This window comes from Streptomyces sp. (assembly GCF_036566765.1).
Taxonomy (GTDB): Bacteria; Actinomycetota; Actinomycetes; order Streptomycetales; family Streptomycetaceae; genus Streptomyces.
On record NZ_DATCVQ010000705.1, the window covers coordinates 1 to 22,332 of the forward strand.

General features: G+C 73.1%; 12 protein-coding genes and 1 pseudogene. 4 read left to right on the top strand and 9 right to left on the bottom strand.

The annotated features are described in order from the left end of the window. Both VIU94_RS40585 and VIU94_RS40590 read right to left on the bottom strand, forming a co-directional pair. A partial coding sequence (locus VIU94_RS40585) for a non-ribosomal peptide synthetase/type I polyketide synthase (RefSeq protein ID WP_331919978.1) occupies positions 1 to 10,512 on the bottom strand: 10,512 nt, incomplete at its 3' end. 448 nt (positions 10,513 to 10,960) lie between these two features. Next, complete coding sequence (locus tag VIU94_RS40590) at positions 10,961 to 11,326, bottom strand: zinc ribbon domain-containing protein YjdM (RefSeq protein WP_331919980.1); 366 nt, start codon at positions 11,324 to 11,326, stop codon at positions 10,961 to 10,963. Positions 11,327 to 11,405: 79 nt separating this feature from the next. Between VIU94_RS40590 and VIU94_RS40595 the strand changes: the two genes are divergently transcribed. Then, positions 11,406 to 11,555, top strand: a complete 150-nt coding sequence (locus VIU94_RS40595) for a hypothetical protein (protein WP_331919982.1) — start codon at positions 11,406 to 11,408, stop codon at positions 11,553 to 11,555. 53 nt (positions 11,556 to 11,608) lie between these two features. On the opposite strand, the gene VIU94_RS40600 is transcribed toward VIU94_RS40595, so the two are convergent. The 3 genes from VIU94_RS40600 to VIU94_RS40610 all read right to left on the bottom strand — a co-directional run bounded on the left by VIU94_RS40600 (position 11,609) and on the right by VIU94_RS40610 (position 14,374). Then, positions 11,609 to 12,478, bottom strand: coding sequence for an SGNH/GDSL hydrolase family protein (locus tag VIU94_RS40600; protein WP_331919984.1), 870 nt, complete (start codon positions 12,476 to 12,478; stop codon positions 11,609 to 11,611). Positions 12,479 to 12,584: 106 nt separating this feature from the next. Then, the gene (locus tag VIU94_RS40605; RefSeq protein ID WP_331919986.1) at positions 12,585 to 13,250 is read right to left on the bottom strand and encodes a response regulator; all 666 of its coding nucleotides are present in this window, start codon (positions 13,248 to 13,250) and stop codon (positions 12,585 to 12,587) included. Then, positions 13,247 to 14,374, bottom strand: a complete 1,128-nt coding sequence (locus VIU94_RS40610; protein WP_331919988.1) for a sensor histidine kinase — start codon at positions 14,372 to 14,374, stop codon at positions 13,247 to 13,249. Before VIU94_RS40610 ends, VIU94_RS40605 begins: the two co-directional genes overlap by 4 nt. Before the next feature lie 217 nt (positions 14,375 to 14,591). On the opposite strand from VIU94_RS40610, the gene VIU94_RS40615 reads away from it, so the two are divergent. After that, entirely contained in the window at positions 14,592 to 15,020 is a 429-nt protein-coding gene (locus tag VIU94_RS40615; RefSeq protein ID WP_331919990.1) for a DUF6223 family protein, read from the top strand. Positions 15,021 to 15,033: 13 nt separating this feature from the next. On the opposite strand, the gene VIU94_RS40620 is transcribed toward VIU94_RS40615, so the two are convergent. Next, the gene (locus VIU94_RS40620) at positions 15,034 to 16,017 is read right to left on the bottom strand and encodes a helix-turn-helix transcriptional regulator (RefSeq protein ID WP_331919992.1); all 984 of its coding nucleotides are present in this window, start codon (positions 16,015 to 16,017) and stop codon (positions 15,034 to 15,036) included. A 150-nt stretch (positions 16,018 to 16,167) separates the two neighbouring features. On the opposite strand from VIU94_RS40620, the gene VIU94_RS40625 reads away from it, so the two are divergent. Then, positions 16,168 to 17,580, top strand: a complete 1,413-nt coding sequence (locus VIU94_RS40625) for an aminopeptidase P family protein (RefSeq protein WP_331919994.1) — start codon at positions 16,168 to 16,170, stop codon at positions 17,578 to 17,580. A gap of 91 nt (positions 17,581 to 17,671) precedes the next feature. On the opposite strand, the gene VIU94_RS40630 is transcribed toward VIU94_RS40625, so the two are convergent. Continuing rightward, positions 17,672 to 19,651 carry an APC family permease gene (locus VIU94_RS40630; RefSeq protein ID WP_331919996.1) on the bottom strand — a complete coding sequence of 660 codons (1,980 nt, stop codon included), beginning with the start codon at positions 19,649 to 19,651 and terminating at the stop codon, positions 17,672 to 17,674. A 320-nt stretch (positions 19,652 to 19,971) separates the two neighbouring features. Here VIU94_RS40630 and VIU94_RS40635 point away from each other — a divergent pair, with 320 nt between their 5' ends. Beyond that, a complete protein-coding gene (locus tag VIU94_RS40635) occupies positions 19,972 to 21,021 on the top strand; it encodes a M4 family metallopeptidase (protein WP_331919998.1) in 1,050 nt (349 codons plus the stop codon). A 57-nt stretch (positions 21,022 to 21,078) separates the two neighbouring features. On the opposite strand, the gene VIU94_RS40640 is transcribed toward VIU94_RS40635, so the two are convergent. Continuing rightward, positions 21,079 to 22,032, bottom strand: a complete 954-nt coding sequence (locus VIU94_RS40640) for a phospholipase domain-containing protein (RefSeq protein ID WP_331920000.1) — start codon at positions 22,030 to 22,032, stop codon at positions 21,079 to 21,081. A gap of 110 nt (positions 22,033 to 22,142) precedes the next feature. Continuing rightward, positions 22,143 to 22,332: pseudogene (locus VIU94_RS40645) on the bottom strand (helix-turn-helix domain-containing protein); the annotation flags it as partial.

Consider the following 22,332-nt stretch of genomic DNA (forward strand, 5'->3'; position numbering starts at 1 on the left):
GGCAGCGGCGTACGGGCCGAACACCCGGTGGGCGTCGGGCTGTGCGTCGTCGCGGCCGGAGACGGCAAGGCCGAGGATCAGATCCTCCTGCCCGGTCGCGCCGGCCAGTGTCCGGTAGTACGCGGTGAGGACCGGGGCGAAGAGCGTCGTGCCCGCAGCGGTGGCGATCCGGCGCAGGGCCGTGACGTGGTCCGCGTCCAGGGTGAAGCCGGTGGAGCGGTACGGATGTGCCGCAGGGGCCTTGTCGTGCGTCGCCGCTCCGGTGTGACTCCTGAGGACCGGGCGTCGATACGGCGCCTCGAGTTTGGCCCTGCCGGTGCCGCCGGACGTCGACGCCGCGCGTACCTGGTCCCGGAACGTGCCGCGCAGCGGCGGGAGTTCGGCGGGCTCGCCCCGTACGAGACGGTCGTAGACGGCGAGCAGCTCCCGGCCGAGCAGGGCCACGCTGTAGCCGTCGCCGATCAGGTGGTGGGCGTGGACGATGAGCGCGTGCTCGTCGGGTCCGAGGGTGAGCAGCCGAAGGCGCAGCAGCGGCCACGCCCAGGATTCGAGGCGTCGCTCCCGTTCCTCGGCGATGCGTGCCGCGAGGAGGCCGGGGTCGGCCAGGGTCTCGAAGTCGACCGGGAGCCGCAGGGTGGGCGGCAGTTCCTGCTGGACCGGCGGGCGTGCGCCGGCGGGGAACACGGTCCGCAGCATCGGGTGGCGTACGACGCAGGCGTCGACGGCCCGCTGGAACACCTCGGGTCGCAGGGGGCCGTCGATCCGCAGACAGGCGAGCCATGCCGTGCGGGAGCCGGGCGCCATGGCCTCCGCGAGGAGGAATCCGCGCTGGGAGGGGGAGAGGGGGAAGGGGGAAGGACCGTGCGCCGTTGTGTCGTGGGCGGGTACGTCGTGGGCGGGTGCGTCGTGGACGGGTTCGTCCTCGACGGGTCCGCCGTCGGCGGCGCTGTCGATCGCCGCGGCGAGGGCGGCCAGTGTGCGGTGGGTGTACACCGCCGTGGGCCTGGGCAGGACCGGGATCTCCTCCCGCAGCCGCGCGAACACCTGGAGGACGAGCAGGGAGTCGCCGCCCAGCCCGAAGAAGTCGTCTTCGCGGCGGACCTCCTCGCTGTCGAGGAACTCGGACCAGACACCGGCCAGCAGGACTTCGGTCGGAGTCACCGGGAGGGTCCTCGGCGCCGTGGCGTCGTCCGCGGACGCGGGCGCGGACTCGGACGCCGACTCCGACGCCGACTTCGACGCGGACTCGGACACGGGCGCGACGAGCCCGGCACGGTCGATCTTTCCCGTCCCGGTCAGGGGGAGTTCGTCGACGACGTGGATCCGGGTCGGGCGCATGTACTCCGGAAGCGTTCGCGCCAGATGGGCGCGCAGAGCCGTGGAATCCGGCCTCGCGACGCCCGGCCGGCACTCGACGAAGGCGCTCAGCCGCTCGTCACGGTGCACCACGGCGGCGCGGGCTACCGCGGGATGCGTCAGCAGCACCGATTCGATCTCGCCGGGCTCCACCCGGTGCCCGCGGACCTTCACCTGGTCGTCGAGCCGTCCGAGGAACTCAAGGACACCTTCCGCGCCGCGCCGGACCCGGTCGCCGCTGCGGTACCAGCGGCGCCCGTCGCGCTCGGTGAACGCGGCGGCGGTCAGCTCCGGTTCGTGCAGATAGCCGGGTGTGAGCCCCACGCCGGCGATGAGCAGCTCGCCGGGCTCACCCGGTGCGCAGCGCCGCCCGTCCGCCGCCACCACGTCGACCGCCGTGCCGGTGAGGGGCCTGCCGATGGGCAGAGAGCGCACGTCGTCGGCGGGGCGGCTGTCGATGATGTGGAACGTGGCGTTGATGGTGGCCTCGGTGGGCCCGTACAGATTGGCGATCCGGTGCCCGGGCCCGAACAGGTCGTACCAGCGGCGCACATGGGCGGGCGGGAGCGCCTCGCCGCCGACGTGGATCCAGCGCAGGGCCGACAGATCCGGGGCCGTCCCGCCGTCCTGTACCCGGGTCTCGGCGGCCTCAAGAAGCCGGGACCACAGGCTCGGAACCGAACTCCACACCGATATCCGGGCCTGCTCGACCCGGTCGAGCAGCGCCTCGGGGTCACGGAGCAACTGCCGGGGCACCGTGACCACCGTGGCCCCGACCAGCAGCGGCGCGAGGAGCTGGCGTACCGACGCGTCGAAGCACAGCGACGCCGTCTGAGCGAGCCGGTCGCCTTCGCGGTACTCGAACGTGGCCAGCGCCCAGTCGAGGTAGTTGGTCATCGAACGACGGGTGATCGGCACCGCCTTGGGGCGCCCGGTGGAGCCGGAGGTGAAGATCACGTACGCGAGGGAGTCGGGGGTGGGGGCCGGTGCCTCCGGACCGGGGGCCGGAACCTCCGGATCGTGCTCGGACGAAGGCCCGTCCGCCGCGACGAGGGTGATGCCTGCGCCCGCGGTGAGCTCCGCCGCCGACGAGCGAGTCGCCGCATGACAGACCAGCGCGGTGGCGCGGGACCGCTCCAGCTGGTCGGTCAGACGCGCCGGGGGATGGGCCGCGTCCAGCGGCACCCAGCCCGCGCCGGCCCGCAGGATGCCGACCACACCGGCGACGGTGTCGCCGCCGGGTTCGGTCAGCAGCCCGACCAGGTCACCCGGGGCGACGCCCTGAGCGCGCAGCCGGGAGGCGAGTGCGCTGGACGCCCGGTCCAGTTCGGCGTACGTCAGGACGGCGCCGTCGCCCGTGTCGACGGCCACTGCGTCCGGCGTTGCGCGGAACTGGGTGAGGAGGCGGGCGACGATGTCCGACGGCTCTTCGGCGGCCTCCGTCGGCTTCGCGGCCTCGGCGAGCTCGACCAGGTGCTCCTCGGCCAGCCGGGCGATCGTGGTCCGGTCGAACAGCCGGGCCGGGAAGTTCCAGGAGAAGGACAGTGCCCCGTCGGACTCCCAGCACAGCAGGCTGAGCCGGGTGGCGGCGGAGGCCGTTCCGGCAGAGGTCGGGCGGACCTCCACCGGGCAGTCGGGGTCGAGGGCGACCGGGAACCGCGCGAAGCTGAACGACGCGGGCCCCGCCGTACGCGGTCCCGCCCCCTGCGCCGGCAGGAGCCGGGCGAGATCCGGACTCGTGAGCCGGCCGTGCCGCTCGGCCTCGGGCCACGCGTCGCGCAGCCGCACCGCGAGCGCCTGCACCGAGTCGTCCGGGCCGACGTGGAGGGGAATCGGCAGGGTGTCGGCCAGCGGCCCGACCAGCCGGTCGATGCCGGGCAGCCTGGTCTCGCGGCGGGCCCGCGCGACGTTGACGGACATGCTTTCCCGGCCGCCGCCCCACCGGGACAGGCAGCGCGCGTACGCCGCGAGCAGCAGGTGGAACAGGGACACGTCGTGCGCGGCGGCCACCTCGCGCAGCGCGGCCGACAGCTCGGGGCCGGGGGCCACCTGGTGGGCGAGGAGCGGGGGTTCGGGGAGCGCGAGCGGGTCGCCGTCGTACGGGAGCGCGAGCGGCTCGCCCCTGCGGGCGAGCACCTCGCGCCAGTAGGCCCGGTCCTCGGCGAGGGCGGCCTCCGACCGCTCCGCCTGTTCGTGCGTGGCGTATGCGGCGAAGTGGGTGGTGAGCGGGGGGAGTTCGGGGGAGCGCCCCTGCGAGAGGGCCGTGTAGAGCGCCCAGAGCTCCTCGCCGAGGATGTTCAGGCTGAAGCCGTCGGCGGCGGCGTGGTGCACGACGAACACCAGACGGGCGGAGTCGGCTTCCCCGGTGCGAGCGGTGCGAGCGGTGCGAGTGGTACGACCGGTACGGGCGAGCACGGCGCGTACGGGCGCCGCGGCGGTGAGGTCGAACGGGCGGTTGCACAGGGCCTCTTCGAGCTCACCCAGCTCCTCCTCGACGGTGCGGACGCCGGGCAGGTCACGGACCTCGTACCAGTCGGGAACGCCGGGTATCCCCTCGCGGCCGGGCGGCACTACGGCCTGCATGGGCGCCGCTGCCTGCCCGGGGCGAATCCGCATGCGGAGCATCGGGTGACGGTCGGCGAGCAGACCGAGGGCCACGCCGAGCAGATCGGGATCGAGGGGGCCGCGGACGTCGTGGGTCACGTACCCGTAGGCCGGGACGTCCGGGTACAGACCGCCCTGGGTGTGGAAGGCGAGTTGGACCGGCGTGAGGGGGAAGGGGACGCCGTCGGCGGCCGCCTCCTTCGCGGGCGGAGCGTCGGAGTCCGGGGACGGGTCCTCGGAATCGAGGGACGCGAGCCGGCGGGCGAGTTCCCCCAGGGTCCGGTGCTCGAAGAACAACGTGATGGGCAGGGAGCGGTCGAGCTCCTTCTCCAGCCGCTTCACGAGATCGACGGCCATGAGCGAGTCCAGGCCCAGGCCGAGCAGCGGCACGTCGTCACCGAGGTCGTCCGGGGACACGTGGAGCGCCTCGGACAGCAGCTGCCGCAGGACGTCCGAGAGACCGGTCGCGTCGTCGGTGCGCACTTCTCGGGGGACGGCGTTCGGATACGCGGATACGACGGCGACGGCGACGTCGGCGGTCGGGGTACGTCGGGCGGCGCCCGGGCTCAGGTCGGCGACCATCAGGTGGGCGGCGTCGGTGGCGCAGGCGCGGCGCAGGGCCTCCAGCGCGGTGCGGGTCGCCAGCGGCGCGGGTCCGCGTCCGGCGCCCGTCGTACCGGCAGCGAGTCCCGTGTCGGCGAACGCCGCGAAGTCGACCGCCTGCCACGGCCGGCCGGCCGCGCGCTCGGCGGCGGCGAAGGCGTCGAGGTAGGCGTTGGCGGCGGCGTAGTCGCCGATCGCCCCCGCGAGGCCCGGCAGCACCGAGGCGACCGAGGAGAACGCCACGCAGAGGGCGGGGTGCAGGTCGTGCTTGCGCAGCCCGCGCGCGAGCAGTTCCGTGCCGCGTGTCTTTGCGGCCAGGACCTCGGCCACATCCTCGGGCGTCTTGGCCCGCAGAGTGCCGGGGCGGACCACGCCGGCCGCATGGACGAGCACGTCGAGACGCGGCAGACCGGCAAGGAGCGCGTCGACGTCCGCCTCGCGGGAGACATCGGCGGCGCGGTACTCCACGGTGGCGCCGAGCGCCCGGAGTTCGGCCAGCAGTGCGGCGGGCGGCACGGTCGAGCGACCGGTCAGCACCAGGGTCGGCCGACCCCGTCCCGCGAGATCACGGGCCAGCGCGCCACCGACTCCTCCGGCGCCTCCGGTGATCAGATACACGCCGTCGGCGGGCAGCGCCGCCTCGTGCGACACGGGTTCCGTGGCGACCGGCTCGGCGGTCCGCAGGAGGCGTCGCCCGGCCCGCCAGGCGATGGCGGTCGCCGGCCCGCCCTCCCGCGGCTGCGGACGCGCGGCGAGCTCGTAGTCGAGCGCGTCCACCCGCGCATCGACCTCGTCAAGGGAGGACAGGTCGACGCTGTGGGCCTCGACGCCGGGAAACTCGTCGGGCAGCGCCAGCGTCAGCCCGGTCAGGACCGCCTGCGCGGGGCACGGGCGTTCCGGCCCGGCGCCGGTGACATGGACGTCCTCGGTGACGACGAGCACGCGCGGGCGGTGCTGCGCCAGTTGTGGCAGCAGGTCCTGGAGCTCGGTCACCATGGCGCGGTGCGCTGCGTCGAGAGCGGAGGCGGAATCCGGCTCCACGGCCGGACCGGCGAGCAGGACTACGGCCTCCGGGGCGGGCACACGGTGGTTCAGCCCGTCACCGTCGGGGAGCCGCAGACCGTGGCTCAGCCGGTCACCACCGGGCAGCGGCCCCCCGACTCGCCGGACGTTCACACCCCGCCCCCTGAGCCGGTCCGCGAACGCGCGGGCGAGGGGCGAATCCGGGCTGGCCAGCAGGACGGTACGAGGCGCGGAGCCGACGGACAGCGGGGCGTCGTCCCACGCGAACCGGTGGAGCAGCGGCCGGGGTTGGGGAGCGATGGCCGGCCAGTAGCGGCGCCGCTGGAAGGGGTACGTCGGTACGGTGACCCGTGCCCGACCGGCGTCCATGGTCGTACGGTCCAGAGGCACGCCCCGCTGCCAGAGCCGGCCCACGGTCTCAAGTAGCCCCCGCGCACCGCCCCGGTCCCCGGCCGCGAGTGCGAGCGCCCCGGCTCCGCGCGGGTGCGCCGCCGCGATGGCGCGTACCGGACCGCCCAGCGAACCGGCGCCGAGCTCGACGAACGTGTCGTACCCGTCGCCGAGCAGACGGTCCACGGCCGCGCCGAAGCGGACCGGCCGGCGCGCGTGCTCCCGCAGGTACGCCGGGTCCAGGACCGGTTGCCACTCGGCTGTGACCGTGCTGATCAGCGGTGTCGCCGACGGCCGGAGCGCCAGGGCTCCGGCGGTGTCGGCGAGCGGGCCCAGCGCCGGATCCATCAGGGGCGAGTGGAAGGCCCGGGACACCCCGAGCCGGCGCGCCGCGATGCCCCGGGCCGACAACTCGGCGACCGCGCGCTCCACGGCGGCCTCCGTGCCGGCCAGGACGACCTGGTCGGGACCGTTGACCGCGGCCACGCTCAGCGCGCCCCGCGCGTCGGCCACCAGGGCGGCGACCGTCCCCTCGTCGCAGCGCACCGCGGCCATGGCACCGGGGGCGCACAACTCCGCCATCAGCCGACCGCGTTCGGCGGCGAACCGTACGGCGTCGGCCAGCGAGAGCGTCCCGGCGACGCACGCGGCGGCGATCTCGCCGACGCTGTGCCCGGCGACCGCGTCCGGTGTGATCCCCCACGCCCGCACCTGGCGGGCGAGCGCGACCCCGTAGGCGACGAGGAGCGGCTGGGCGATGTCGGTTCCGGCGAGCGCGTCGGGCGACACGTCGGGGTCGAGGCACCAGGCTGCGAGACTGCGCCCGCCGATCGCGCCGGCATGGTCCGACGCCTCGTCGAGCGCTTCCCGGAAGGCGGGCGCGTCGGCATACAGGGCGCGGGCTTGGTCGTGCGGACGTACGCCCTGCCCGGGAAGGAGGAGGACGAGACGCGCCCGGGAACGCACAGCGGCGCCGGTCGGCGCCTCCCCCTCGCGTACGGCGTCGAGGCGGGTGGCGAGATCGCCCTCGGCGACGACGGCGAGACGGTCGGGCCCCTCGTCACGCGCCGAGGCGACGGCGGCGCACACGTCACCCTCGTCGAGACCAGGGTGGTCTCGGAGATGGTCTGCGAGATCGGCGACGGCTGCGCGCAGCCCGTCCGCCCCGTGCGCCGACAGGGTGAGCAGCCGTGCGCCACCCGACGGCGCCCGCGTCTCCTCGGGCCGGGCGGGTGCCTCCTCCAGTACGGCATGGGCGTTGGTGCCGCCGAAGCCGAACGCGTTGACCCCCGCGACCAGCGGGCCGGGGGCCTCCCAGTCCCGTACCGCGTCCACCAGGGCGAAACCGGAACCGTCCAGGTCGAGCGCGGGCGCCGCTTGGAGCGGGGACGGCGGCAGTTGCCGCCGTCCGAGTGCGAGGACCACCTTCACCAGGCTCGGCATGCCGGCGGCGTTGAGCAGATGCCCGACGTTGGTCTTGACCGAGCCGAGCAGCCGGAGCTGCCCGTCGGCACGCGGCGGGAAGGCATGCGCGAGCGAGCGCAGCTCGACCGGGTCGCCGATCGGCGTACCCGTGCCATGCGCCTCCACGTACGACACGCTCTCGGGGGCTACGTCGGCGTCGCGGTACGCCTGCGTGATGACCTCACGCTGCGTCAGGGGATTGGGCGCCATCAGGCTCAGCGAGCGGCCGTCGTTGTTCACGGCGGTGCCGCGCAGGACCGCGAGGACCGGATCACCGGCCCGCTCCGCCTCGTCCAGACGGGTGAGGACCAGCGCCGCGCCGCCCTCCCCGGGGACGAAACCGTCGGCGGCCGCGCCGAACGCGTGGCAGCGGCCGGTCGGGGAGAGAGCCTGCGCCTTCTCGATGAGCGCGTACCCGGTGGGTGTGAGGTTGAGGTGTACGCCGCCGACGACCGCGACGTCGCACTCACCGGCCTGGAGGCTGCGGCGCGCCAGGTGCAGCGCGACCAGCGCCGAGGAGCACGCGGTGTCGACCGCGAGCGCGGGCCCGGTCAGGTCCAGGCAGTGCGCGACGCGGGCGGCGAGCATGTTGGGGAGGTTCCCCGTCAGCGCGGCTGCGGGCAACTCCGGCTCACCGTAAGCCTGTTCAAGCAGTCGCCGATAGCCGCTGTCACCGGCGGCGACGAACACACCCACCCGGCGGCCGTGGCGGCGTCCGCCCGCGTAACCGGCCCGCTCCAGGGCCTCGTGCGCGAGCTCCAGGAGGATCCGCGCCTGGGGATCGGTCGCCCGCGCCTCCTCCTCGCCGATGCCGAAGAACGCCGCGTCGAACCCGGCCGGCTCGTCGAGGAACCCGCCCCACCGGCCGTCGCCGTCCGCCGGATCCGCCCAACGCCCGTCCGGTACGCCGGTGACGGCGTCGTACCCCTCGACGAGCCGCTCCCAGAACGCCTCCGGGGTCGCGGCGCCGGGGAAGCGGCATGCGATGCCGGAGACGGCGACGAGGGGGGCGGCGTCACGGACCGGCTCCGGCCGAGGGGAGTGGGAGCGGTCGGGACTGTCGGCAGTGAGGATCAGCCCGGCGAGCGCGGCCACGGTGGCGTGGTCGCGTATGTCGGACGGCCGCAGTTCCACGTCGAACTCGTCCTCCAGCCCGGCCAGTACCTCCATGGCCTTCACCGACGACCCCCCGAGCGCGCGGAAGTCGTCGTACAGCCCGATCTCCTGCGACGGCAGCCCAAGCGTCCGCGCCCAGACACCGAGCACAACGGCCTCGACGTCCCGCCGGGCCCGAGGCGCGGGCGACGACGGCAGGTCACCCTGCCGCGCTTCGTCCTCGCCCACCGCACCGACCAGTGCCGGCGGCAGGGAGCCGGCCCGCGCGGCCCCAGTCGCGACTGCGCCCCCCACCACCGCTACATCCCCCCGCCCCGCGATCTCCGGATACTCCCCGCCCTCGAAGCGCTCGCGCAGCGCACCGCGCCGGACCTTCCCGCTGGTCGTACGCGGGAACGCACGCGCGGGCATCGCCAACACCCGTACGTCGTCGTGTCCCAGGGCCTCGCGGACCCGCCCCCCGACCTGGTGCAGGAGCTCGGGGCGCACGGCGGCAAGGGGTGGTGCGGGCGCGAGGAAGACGACCACGCGCTCGCCGGCGCCCGCGGGATCGGTGGAGCCCACGACCGCGACCGGGCACCGGCCGAGACCCGGCGTGCTCGCGGCCACCTCTTCGAGGTCCGCCGCGTGGAACGTACGGCCGTCGACGAAGACGACGTCCTTGGACCGACCGGTCACACAGAGCCGTCCTGCGCGCAGGAAGCCCACGTCGCCGGTGCGCAGCCACCCGTCGACGAACGTGCTCGCCGTCGCCTCCGGAGCACGGTGATATCCACGGGCCACCTGCGGGCCCCGGACCTCGATGTGGCCGACCCGACGCTCCTCGACAGCCTCGCCCCCGTCGTCGGTGATCCGCACGGCGCACCCGGGCACGGGGCTGCCCACGTCCATCAGCTCGACCGCGTCCTGGCCGGGCGCGGTGTCCACGGCCTGCCCGCGGCTGAGCGCGGCCCGGTCCAGGGCGAGCGGTCGGGCCACCTCGCCGGGCGGCGGGAAGGTCACGGCCAGCGTCGCCTCGGCGAGGCCGTACACCGGCTGCGGCGCGGCCGCCGCGAGCCCCGTGGGCCGCATCCGCCGGACGAAGGCCCGCCACACGGCGGGGGATATCGGCTCCGCGCCGACCAGGATCATCCGTACATGCGTCAGGTCGAGACGGGCGAGCGCGTCCTCGGGTACGCGTCGTTCGACGAGCGCCAGGGCGAAGTTCGCGGCCGAGAGCAGGGTCGCCCGGTGCCGTGCCGCCGCCTCCAGCCACCGCACGGGCCGCTTGGCGAACGTCAGGGGTTCGAGCCGGACCTGCTTGATCCGCGCCGACAGCGGCACGAGATGGGTGCCGATCAAGCCCATGTCGTGGAAGTACGGCATCCAGGTGGCCACCACGTCCTCGGAGGCGATGCCGGCCGCGGCGCGCATCTGCGCCAGATTGGCCAGTACGGACGCATGCGTCAGCTCGACCCCCTTGGGCGCCCCCGTACTGCCCGAGGAGAACTGCAGGAACGCCACGTCGCCAGGCGCCCGCTCCGGCAGCCGCCGCGGCGCGGGGTGGTCCCGCAGCCCGTCGAGCGTCAGGGAGCGTACGGAGTCGGGCAGGGCGTCCAGCAGCGGCGCGGTGGACTCGCCCACGGCCACCGCCGGCCGGCCGAGGAACTCCCAGACGGGCAGCACCCGCCGCACGTCCGGGGCGAGCGGCACCGGTACGAGCCCAGCCGCGACCGCGCCCCAGAAAAGCGGCAGGAACTCCTCACTCCGCTCTGCCGGCAGCACCACATGACTCCCCGGCGCGAGCCCCGCATCGAGGAACCCTCCCGCGACGCACAGCGCATCAGCGAGCAGCGCGCGATGGGCGACGAACCGCTCGCCACCGTCCCCGTGTACATGGACGATGCCCTGGTCAGGCGCAGCCTCGGCCGCACCGGTCAGCACATCCCACAACACCGTCTCGCCGTTGCCCCGCATCTACGCCCCCGTGGTTCTGCCGGCCGGCGGCGGCCCGTCCCACGACGCACGCGAGAGCGACCGCCCCCGGTCCGGTCTTGTCTGCGGCAATGATGACCGATCTTCGTCCCCGCAGGTTGAGAGGGTTCGACGGTGACTCGATCGCCGGCGAAGGGCCTCCATCTGCTAGCGCAGCAGGCCGTGCGGGTCCAGCCGGGGGCTTCCTCGACGAACGCGGCGAGGGGCGCGTCCGGGGCCGGCTTGGTCTTCCGCGAGCAGCCACTCGGCGGACAACCCGAACGTCGCCGCCCGGGCTCCCGGCTCCCGGCTTGTGCAGCACCCGGCGAAGCTCGCCCCGACTGGCCCACCGATCCGAGCCCTCGCCGACCGGCACCCGTATCGCCGGGGGATCAGCTGACCCCACCAGCCACCTCCTGCGGAGGATGGATGCCGGTGCGAAGCTGCCGGGTCATGCCTTCTTGACCACGCTCGACTTGAGCTGCATGGGGCCGAAGCCGTCGATCTTGCAGTCGATGTCGTGGCCGTCGACGCCGTCCACGAGGCGAATGTTGCGGACCTTGGTGCCGGCCTTGATGCCGGTGGGGCTGCCCTTGACCTTGAGGGTCTTGACGACGGTGACCGTGTCGCCGTCCGCCAGCACGTTGCCTACCGAGTCCTTGATCACCTTCTCGCCGGTACCGGTGCCGGTCCCGCTGCCTGCGGCATCGGCCGAGACGGACCACTCGTGGCCGCATTCCGGGCAGACGAGGAGCGCGCCCATTTCGTAGGTGTAGGCGCTGGAGCATTCGGGGCAGGCAGGAAGGTTCTCGTTCACCAGGCGATGGTACGGGGTGCACCGGAGGCCGCCGCGTGGCAGCCTCGGAGGACGAACGGCCGGCCAAGGGGGAAGCGGCGTGTCCGAGTGGGTGCTTGCGGTGGTCATTCCGGTGGGGCTGCTCGGTCTCGGGGTGGGCGTGTTTCTCGTCTGGGCCCACAAGGGGACCAAGGAGCCGTTGGAGCATGACAACCGGATGCCGGAGACGTACTTCCGTGAGCAGGACTGAGGGCGGACGCGCACACCGGTCCGGAGGGCCGTCGTGCGCGTCCGCCCCCGGGCTCACGCGGGCTTGACCTTCTGCCAGACCAGCCAGCCCAGCGCCCGGTGGCCGGCGGTGTTGGGGTGGAAGGAGTCGACCAAGTAAGGCCACTTGATGCCGTTGACCCACGCGGGGTCGCCGCACACCTCGTGGCCCTTGAACGACGGGGTCGGGTCGACGAAGTCGAAGCCCTTCTCCAGAGCCTCGGCCTTCAGCGTGGCGTTCAGAGCGGTCGCGGCCCGGGTCATCCGCTGGTGGGTCGAGCGGGGCATCACGCCGTCATTCAGGCAAGCCGTCGAGTCGGGCGCGACGATCCTCGGGTAGCCGACCACGATCACGCGGGTGTTCTTACCCTTCCTCTCGTTGATCTCCTTGTAGAGACCGTCCAGCCTGCCGGGAAGGTTGAACCGGTACTGGAGCGTGATCCGGTCGATGTTCCAGTTGCACTCCCAGACGCTGCCGAAGGCCCCCTTCACGCACTTCTCCAGGACCTTGGCGTAGCCGAAGTCGTTCGCGCCGACCTGGACCGTGACGAGGTCGGTCGCCTTGGACAGCGTCCTGAGCTGCGTGTTCTTGACGGCCCTCACATTCGCGCCGCAATAGGCCTGGAAGTCGAGGTTCGCCTTGAGCGCGGACGCGACCCGCACCGGATATGCGGCTGAGTGGTTCGCGATCCGGCGCGTTTCGGCCTCGTCCGCAAAGCAGCCGTTGACCGAGTCCCTGGACGGGCCGGCGCCGATGCCTCCCGCGACGGAGTCGCCGAGGGCCACGTACTTGAGCGGCGTGGGGTCGCCGGCGGCGGAGGCCGGTGAGGTGATGCCTGCGATGAGTCCGGCGGCGAGTACGGCTCCGGAGAGGCGGAGCGCGGATGTGCGGCGGTCGGTCAGCATGACGGGTTCCTCCGATGTCGTGGTGACAGGACACCGTCAGAGTGCGCGGGGGACCTTGAACGTCGGCTTGGACGTTTCTTGAATCGCCGCCGCCAGCTGCCTCGGGTCAGCGTCTGCTGGGTGTGACCAGGCCCGATTCGTACGCGAGGATCACGAGTTGGGCGCGGTCCCGAGCGTGCAGCTTCGTCATGGCGCGGTTCACATGCGTCTTGGCGGTCAGGGGGCTGATCACCATGCGGGCGGCGATCTCGTCGTTGGACAGGCCCTGTGCGACCAGGGCGACGGCCTCGCGCTCCCGGGCGGTCAGCTCCTTCAGGCCCGCCTCGGCGTCCGGGCGGCGCGGGGGCTCGGTGACGTAGCGGTTGATCAGTTTGCGGGTGATCGACGGGGCCAGCAAGGCGTCGCCGCGTGCTGCGACGCGTACGGCGTGGAGGAAGTCCTCCGGGACGACGTCCTTGACCAGGAATCCGGCCGCGCCGGCGCGCAGCGCGTCGAAGACGTACTCGTCGAAGCCGTAGTTGGTGAGGATCACGACGTGGGTGCCGGTCAGGGTCGGGTCCGCGGCGATGTGCCGGGTCGCCTCGATGCCGTCCATCACGGGCATCTGTACGTCGATGAGCGCGACGTCGGGCCGGTGCTCGCGGGCGAGTGCCAGGCCCTCCTGGCCGTCGGAGGCCTCGGCCACGACCTCGATGTCGTCCTCGATGTCGAGGAGCGCACGGAATCCGCTGCGCAGCAGGCGCTGGTCGTCGACCAGCAGGACGCGGATCATGACGCCTGCTCGACGGGGAGTTCGGCCTGGACCGTGAAGCCGCCCTCGCCGCGCGGCTCCGCCCGCAGGCGGCCGCCGAGGGCGGTGACGCGTTCGCGCATGCCGAGGAGTCCGACGCCGGGCGCGGGCGGGTCGTCCGGGGTGGCGCGGCCGTCGTCGTCGATGCGGATCGCGAGGACGTCCGGGCGGCAGTCGATTCGTACGGATGCCGTGCCGGCGGCCGCGTGCCGGGCGATGTTGGTCAGTGACTCCTGGACGATCCGGTAGACGGTGCGGTCCAGCGCGGCGGGCATGTCGTGCGGTCGTCCCTCGATGGTGAGCGTCGCGTCGAGGCCGATCGTCCGGGCCCGTTCGACGAGTTGGGGTACGTCGTCGAGTCCGCGCGGCGGGGCGGTGTCGTCGTCGCGGAGCGCCTCCAGGGTCGCGCGCAGCTCCCTGGCTGCCTCGCGGCCCGCTTCCTGGATCGCGAGGAGCGCCTCCGGCACTTCCTCGCCGCGTCGGCGGGCCACGTGGACGGCGACTTCGGCCTGCAGCTTGACGATCGAGATCTGGTGGGTGAGCGAATCGTGCAGCTCCCGCGCGATGTGCAGGCGCTCCTCGTCGGCGCGGCGGCGCGCGGTCTCCTCGCGGGTGCGCTCGGCCTCCTCCGCCCGTTGTTCGGCCTGCCGGAGTGCCTCGCCCGCCGCGCCGGCCGCGATCAGCCAGGCGATCTCGAGCGCCCCCCGGGCCTGCGCGAATGCCTCGCCCGTGTCGTGCAGGCCCGAGGCCAGGGCCGCGAGGGGGAGGGCGGCGAGTATGGCCACGCTCGCCACGATCGTGGCGGTGCGATGGCCGGCGCGTACGGCTGCGTACACCGCGAACAGGTACGCGACGACGGGCACGTCGAAGCCGACCGCCTGGTAGCCCACCGCGCACAGCCCGGTGACGGCGAGGACGGGAAGGGGCGCCCGGCGGCGTGCGATCAGCGACAGGCCGCCCGCCGCCAGCAGGGCGTAGCCGAGGAGGCCGAGGCCGGTGGCGGGGTGCTCCCCGGAGAGGCCGGTGATCAGCAGCGCCGCCGCCACTCCGAGGGCGATCGCCCAGTCGATGACGCCGGTGGGGAGACCGGACCTTCCTGTGCTCATGCGCGCACCCTAGCCGGGAGCGCGTCGCGGGCGAGTCCTGCCGGGGAACGAGCGGTGGCCTACCGCGTACGTGGTACGTCCCTGCCTGCTGCCGCGTCCGCGGTAGGCGACTGCGGCGGCGGTGGCAGCGTGAAGTGTCTGCGCTCGCCGGACGACCGGCGGCGGTCCGGCGGACATGCTCGGACCGTCCCATTGCGAGGAGGAGAAGGAGCACCTCATGTCTGTCCGTACTGGTCTTGCCACTGTCGTCGGCGTCGCCGGAGCCGCCCTGGTCGCCGGTTTCGTGCTTGCCCGACCAGCGGCTGCCGACGTCGCGGTTCAGCCGTACGCCGCCGACGTCTACACCATGAGCGTCGGGCGGGTCGGGGCCAGCCTGGCCGGGCTGGTCGGCTTGGCCGGGTCGGTTCTCGGCGGGCTTGCGCTGCGCCGCTCCGCCGGCGGCCGGGTCGCGCGGAACGGGGCCGTCGTGGCCCTGGCGGCGGGCCCGCTCGCCATGGTGGTCGGCGCTCTGGTGGTGGCCACCGCCGAGGGCGGTCTCGGCACCGGCAACGGGCTGGGCGGGGGCTATGTGGCCCTGGTGGTCGGGCTGCTCAGCACGTCCCTGGGCTGGCTCGCCCGAGCCCGTGCCCACCGCACCACCGTCTGACGGGTCACCCCGCTCACAACCACCCGTTCCGCTGCGCCTGCAGAGCCATCTGGAAGCGGTTGGCCGCGCCCAGGCGGGCCATCAGGATCTGGAGGCGGCGGAAGAACGTGCGGCGGCTGACGCCCAGTTCGCGGGCGATGACCTCGTCGCTCGCGCCGCCGGCGAGGAGGCGCAGGAGGCGGCGGTCGGCGGGTGGGAGGCCGGCCGGGCGGGTGGTGCGGCCGTGGAAGGGGAGGGCGCTCTGCCAGGACTGCTCGAAGAGGGCGATCAGTGCGGAGAGCAGCCCGCAGGGCTGCACGACGAGCATGGTGTTGTGCACGTCGGCCTCTCTGATCGACAGGGACACCAGTGCGTACGCCTCGTCGATGATCACCAGCTTGACCGGCAGCGACGGCAACACCCTGGCCTGTTCGCCGGCCTCGATGCAGGGCTCGATGACGTCCTTCAGGTGGCCCGGGACCTCCAGCGACTCCCGCGAGTAGACGACCCGCTGCCGCACGCCGCGGGCCAGTGTCGCGAGCGCGTCTTCGGTGGCGCCGACCAGGGGGAAGTACGGCGGCGACTCGAACTGCCGGATCTGCTCGCGAGCGCTCGCCCATGCGTGCCGCATCCGCGGGCCGATGGCCTCCCCGGTCACCACCTCGACGAGGTTGTCGTTGTACGCGGCGAGCCGCTGGCGGCGGAAGGACTCGAACGCGCCGCCGACGGTGATGCGCGACTCGTCGAGCTCGGCGGCGCGGTGCCGGGCGAGGATCTCCAGGCCCGCGGCCGGCGGAACCGGGGCCACCATGTCCGCGCCCTCTTCGGCGGCGCTGGCCAGCCCGGCGTCGACCAGATCGCCGTACGCCGCCGCGAGCTCCCCGTCGTCCAGGCCGGTCGCGGTGCCGATCGCGCCGAGTGGGGCGGGGGCCAGTTCGAGCAGTGCCAGGTACACCCGGCCCGCCGCGTGGTCGATGCCGAGCAGTCGCAGGGCCTCGCCGAGTTTCGCGTTCGCCATACGCCGCATTATCGACGCTCCGGCCCCGCCGATGGCAGATCGGTGCCACTGGCACTGTGCCGCCCCCGGGGCGCACCCTCCGGCAGTACGTTCCGGGAGCCGCCGAGGGCCTCTCGGCGCAGACGAACCTCTCGGAAGAAGGTGCACGACGTGGCGAAGGGTCGCAAGAACGGCCTCTACTCGGGGATCTCCGAGGAACTGTCCGCTCTGATGCGGACGGGCTGGGCGGACACCGAGCGGCACGATCTCCAGCCGGACGAGCAGGCGCCCTACGCGGCCCTCCGCCGCGCCGCGCTGTCCGCGCGTTTCCCGGGCGAGCGCCTGGTGATCCCCTCGGGGAACCTCAAGGCCCGCTCGAACGACGACACCTACCCGTTCCGGCCGCACTCGGCCTATGTGCACATGACCGGCGACCGGGCCCGCGACGGGGCGCTCGTGCTCGAACCCCGCGAGGACGGCGGCCACGACGCGTACTGCTTCCAGCTGCCGCGCGACAGCCGGGACAGCGACGAGTTCTGGTCGGGCTACACCGCGGAGCTGTGGATGGGCCGGCGACGCTCGCTCGCCGAGGCGGAGCGTGTGCTCGGCCTGCCCTGCCGCGACGTGCGCACGGCGGCGGCCGACCTGGCGGCCGGCTCCGGCGCGCCGACCCGGATCGTCCGTGGCGTCGACCCGGCCCTGGAGGCCGCGGTCACGACGGACGAGGAGCGGGACGCCGAGCTGGAGGAGGTGCTCAGCGGCCTGCGCCTGGTGAAGGACGCGTGGGAGATCGGCGAGCTGCGCAAGGCGGTGGACTCCACCGTGCGCGGGTTCACCGACTGCGTCGGCGAGCTGTCGGGGGCGGTCGCCTCGTCCGAGCGGTGGATCGAGGGCACGTTCTTCCGTCGTGCGCGTCTTGAGGGCAACTCGGTCGGATACGGCTCGATCTGCGCCGCGGGCGAGCACGCCACGATCATGCACTGGACGGACAACGACGGCCCGGTCCGCCCCGGCGACCTGCTGCTGCTCGACGCCGGCGTGGAGACCCGCACCCTCTACACCGCCGACGTCACCCGCACCCTGCCGATCAGCGGCGCCTTCACGGCTGTCCAGCGCAAGGTCTACGACGCGGTGTACGAGGCCCAAGAGGCGGGCATGGCCGCCGTCAAGCCGGGGGCCGCGTACCGCGACTTCCACGAGGCGGCGCAGCGGTCCATGGCGGAGCGGCTGGTCGAGTGGGGCTTCATCGAGGGCCCCGCGGACCGGGCGTACGAGCTCGGCCTGCAGCGCCGGTTCACGATGGCGGGCACCGGTCACATGCTGGGCCTGGACGTCCACGACTGCGCGCAGGCGCGCAACGAGGAGTACGTCGACGGGGTTCTGGAGCCGGGCATGGTGCTCACCGTGGAGCCGGGGCTGTACTTCCAGCCGGACGATCTCACGGTGCCCGAGGAGTGGCGCGGCATCGGCGTCCGGATCGAGGACGACATCCTCGTGACGGAGGACGGGAACGAGAACCTGTCGGCCGGTCTGCCGCGGTCGGCGGACGAGGTCGAGGCGTGGATGGCCCGCTTCGCCGGCTGACGGCGGAGAAGGACGCCGACAAAGGAAGTCCCGGTGCCGGACACGGGGGATACCCGGCACCGGGACTCCGTTGAACATTCTACAAGACGCGTCAGCCGACGTGCACCCGCGGCCTGCGCGAGCGGTCCTTCTCGGCCTCGCGCAGCACCTCGCGGGTGACCGGGGCGACCTCGCCGCGGCCGAAGAGGAAGAAGCGCAGGAAGTTGGCCAGCGGGTTGCCCTCGGTCCACTCGAAGTAGATCTGGGGGCGGGCGCCGGTGATGTCCCGGGCGTGGAGCAGCAGGGCGGCGAGGGCGTTGGGGACGGAGGAGGATTCCACGGTGAGGACGCGGTAGCGGTCGTGCATGACCTCGCCGCGCACGGTCAGGGCGGCCTCGAACTCGGAGGGGTCGGTGACCGTGACCTCGATGAAGACGAAGTCCTCGGTGATGGGGACGTCGTTGTCGTGGCGGATCTGCTCGATCTTGTCGCGGTACTCGGCGATGTCGCGGTTGTCGGGTTCGTTGGCGATGAACCGTGGTGTGCGGTGGGAGATGTCGCGGATGAAGCGTTCGGCCATCTCGTCGAGCTCGACGTGGGTGACGCGGAGTTCGAAGGCGCGGAAGAGCCGGGAGACGAACGAGACGATGACGATCTCGGCGATGAAGAAGCCGCCGATCTTGACGCCGTCCGGGCGTTCGATGACGTTGAGGACGGTGGTGTAGAGGAAGACGGCGGAGATCACGGCGAAGCCGATGGTCCAGCCGCGCTGGCCGGCCTTGTGCGCCGCGATGGTCACGGCGATGGCGGCGGAGCAGATCAGGACCAGGACGCCGGTGGCGTACGCGCCGCCCTGGGCGTCGACGTCGGCGTCGAAGATCCAGGTGACGAGGAAGGCCTCGAGGGTGAAGACGATGACCATCGGGCGCACGGCGCGGGCCCAGTGCGGGGCCATGCCGTAGCGGGGCAGGTAGCGGGGCATCAGGTTGAGCAGGCCGGCCATGGCGGACGCGCCCGCGAACCAGAGGATCGCGATGGTCGAGACGTCGTAGATCGTGCCGAAGGCGTTGCCCAGGTATTCGTGCGCCAGGTAGGCGAGCGCGCGGCCGTTGGCCTTGCCGCCGGACTCGAACTCCTCGTGCGGGATGAGCACCGTGGTGATGAAGCTGGTGGTGATCAGGAAGACGCTCATGATGAGCGCGGAGGTGGTGAGCAGCTTCTTGGCGCCCCGGATCCGTCCGGTGGGCCGGGCCTCGGTGTCGCCGGGGTCGCCCTTCACGTGTGGCATCACGGCGACGCCGGTCTCGAAGCCGGACAGGCCGAGGGCGAGCTTGGGGAAGACGATCAACGCGACGCCGATCATGGCGAAAACGTTGCCGTGCTCGGCGGTCAGGGCGGCGGTCCAGTCGGTGACCAGGTGGCCCTGGGTGGCCACCTGCCACAGACCGGTGACCACGACGACGGCGTTGAGGGCGAGATAGACGCCGACCAGCGCGACGGCGACCCCGATGGCCTCCAGGAAGCCCTTGAGGAACACCGCGCCGAGCAGGGCGATGAGGATCATCGTGATCAGGACCTGCTTGTTGTGCAGGGCCTCTTCGAGGTGGGGGTTCTCCACCAGGTGGGTGGTGGCGTCGGCGGCGGACAGCGTGATGGTGATCAGGAAGTCGGTCGCGGCGAAGCCGAGCAGGGTGAGGACGAACAGCTTGCCCTTCCAGGCGGTGAGCAGCCGCGACAGCATCGCGATCGAGCCCTCGCCGTGCGGGCTCTCCTCGGCGACCCGGCGGTAGACGGGCAGCGCGCCCGCCAGGGTCACGATGACCAGGACGATCGTCGCGATGGGGGAGAGCACGCCGGCCGCGAGGGCGGCGATGCCCGGCTGGTAGCCGAGGGTGGAGAAGTAGTCGACGCCCGTCAGGCACATGACCCGCCACCAGGGCTGCCCCGGGTGCCCGGCCGCCGGTTTCTCCGGCTCCTCCGGGGCGCCCTCGGCGGGCGGCGGGCCGGCGGGCCGGCCCTTGCCCATGTCGGCGAGCCCCTCCAGCATCCACGCCCGCAGTTTGCTCGCACGCGTCGGGCTAGTGGTGGCCATGGGGTTGCTCCTGGGGGCTGTTCGACGGGGGGTTTCGGCCATCACAAGTGCCGTTCCGGGCCAGCGTAGGCAGGCCCGAGTAGTCCAACCGGGGGTGCGGCGTCAGGAAAGCGTCAAGATCCCCCTGCCGGGCGTCGGATCCGTCACACCGCGCGCGGACCCCCTGACGCCGATCGGTCTCACCTGGCATCTGCCTGGTCAAGACCCTGCCATGTACCTGGTCAAGAGGGGGGCGCGTGCGCAAGGATCACGCCCGCACCACATCCCACGCACCACATCCACCACACCTCATCCCTGACATCCACAACGGGAGGATGTACATGGCTCGCCGCATACCCCGCGGTCTGCTCGCCGCGGCCACCGCCACCGTGGCCCTGATCGTCACGGCCGGATCGGCCTCGGCCACCGGGTCCGCCACCACCGCCGCGACCGCGCCCCAGGCCCGGGTCTTCATGGTCAACCCCGTGCAGTCCTCGGGCGACCAGACCCTCGCCGACGGCAAGGACGCGGCCGACGCGATCCCCGCTGCCGCGTACGCCACGGCGACGCTGCGCAACCTGGACGGCAGCGGCGGGCTCTCCGGCCGCTGGGCCGCCGTCCGGTCCGACACCGGGACCTCCGCGAAGGTCGCCGACGCCGCCTCGTACGACCGGCACGACGACCAGTTCGAGCAGGTCATGGCGTACTTCTGGGTCAACGAGGCGCAGGAGTACCTGCAGGGCCTCGGCTTCGGCAGCGAGCTGCGCGGGGCCAACGACCGCGTGCAGCCCGTCCGCATCAACCAGTGGGGCGCGGACAACTCCTTCTTCACCGACAAGAAGGCCGAGATCCGCTTCGGCAAGGGCGGCGTGGACGACGCCGAGGACGCCGAGGTCATCGTCCACGAGTACGGGCACGCGGTGCACCACGCCCAGGTCCCGGGCTTCGGCTCGTCCGTGGAGGCCGGGTCCATCGGCGAGGCGTTCGGCGACTACCTGGCCGTCGAGGTCGGCACGAACGCCGCCGCCCGGTACGGCTGGCCCCTGAAGGCCGACGCCGCCTGCGTCGCGGACTGGGACTCCGTCCCGTACAGCGCGGCCCCGCACTGCCTGCGCCGCATCGACTCGGACAAGACGTACGCGGACCGGGTCGGCGAGGTCCACGCGGACGGCGAGATATGGTCCCGCGCCCTGCTCGACATCCGCACGGCCCTCGGCCCGCGGGTCGCCGACCGGATCATCGTCAACGCCCAGTTCGGCTTCGCGCCCGACACCAGCTTCTCCGCCGCGGCGAACACCACGGTCGCGACGGCCCAGCGGATGTACGGCGCGAGCGCGGCGGACGCGGTCCGCACCGCGTTCAAGGCCCGCCAGATCCCCGGCATCCAGTAGCCGCCTCCCGGCGTCCCGGAGGCGGCTGCCCGCCGCCTCCGGGGCCCGGCCACAAGGTCACCAGCCGAGCGGAACCACCTCCGCCGCCGAGGTCCACGGGCCGCGGCCGCCCGCCTCGGTCAGCGCGACCAGCCGGACGTAGCGGGCCTGGGACGGCGCGCAGCGGACGTCCTTCGGCGTGGCGTCGTCCGCGAACACCCCGGCCGCGACCCGCGAGCCCCAGTTCGTCCCGTCGGCGCCCAGGTACAGCTCCCACGACCCGACGCGTCCGTTGGGCCCGTCGGTGCGGGGCACGTAGCGCAGCCCCGTGACCGTGCGGGCGAAGCCGAGGTCGAGCTGGATCTCGTGCGGCAGCGGCGCGGCCGTTCCGGTCCACTTGGTGTGCCAGATGGTGGCGGTGTCGCCGTCCACCGCGTTCGTGCCGGCCCCGTTCGCGCCGCTCACCTCCTGACTGTCGACGAAGGCGACCGTGCAGGGCAGCGCGCCGGACGCCATCGTGGGGTCGCTGATGCCGGGCCGGCCCGTCTCCATGTGCCCGGCGAAGCGGCGCAGGAAGCCGTTCGGGCCGTAGGCGGTGAGGTCGTACGCGCCGGTGGGCGTGCCCGCGACCCAGGTGTCGGAGAGCGTCTTGCCCGCCTCGACGGTGTAGCGCCAGGGCCCGTCGGTGCGGAACCGGTCGGCGTAGACGCCGAAGTGGGCTCCGGCGGTGCCGGTGTTGACGAAGTCGATGACGAAACCGCCGCTCGTGGCTCGGCCGTTCGCGGCGAGCGCGTACGGCAGCGCCCGGGTGGGCCGCACGCCGGGCTCCTGGGCGGGGAACTTCTGGGTCGACGGGGGAGTGCGGTACGTGCCGCGGGGGCCCTCGACGGCCACCGGCGTGGGCAGCGTCGGGAACGCGGGCACGGCGGTGCCGAAGTCGAAGGCGCTCATCAGGTCGCCGCACACGGCCCGTCGCCAGGGCGAGATGTTCGGCTCGTCGTAGTTGATCAGGAAGACCGTCTTGTTCCACACGTCCGGGTGTGAGGCGAGGGCGTCGAGCAGCTTCGATCACCCGGGCAGGGGGATGGCCGGTTGCTTGCGCCCGCGTGAACACTCTCCACAGGGGTGCCGGGCTCGCCGGTTCAGCCCCCTTCGGGGGCGGCGAGCAGGGCGGTGAGGAAGCCGGGGAATGCGGTGTCGAACTCGTCGCGGCGCAGCGCGTTCATGCGCGAGGTGCCGACGTAGTACTGGCGGATGAGGCCCGCCTCGCGGAGCACGTGGAAGTGGTGCGTGGCCGTCGACCTGCTGACCGGCAGCTCGATCGTGCCGCAT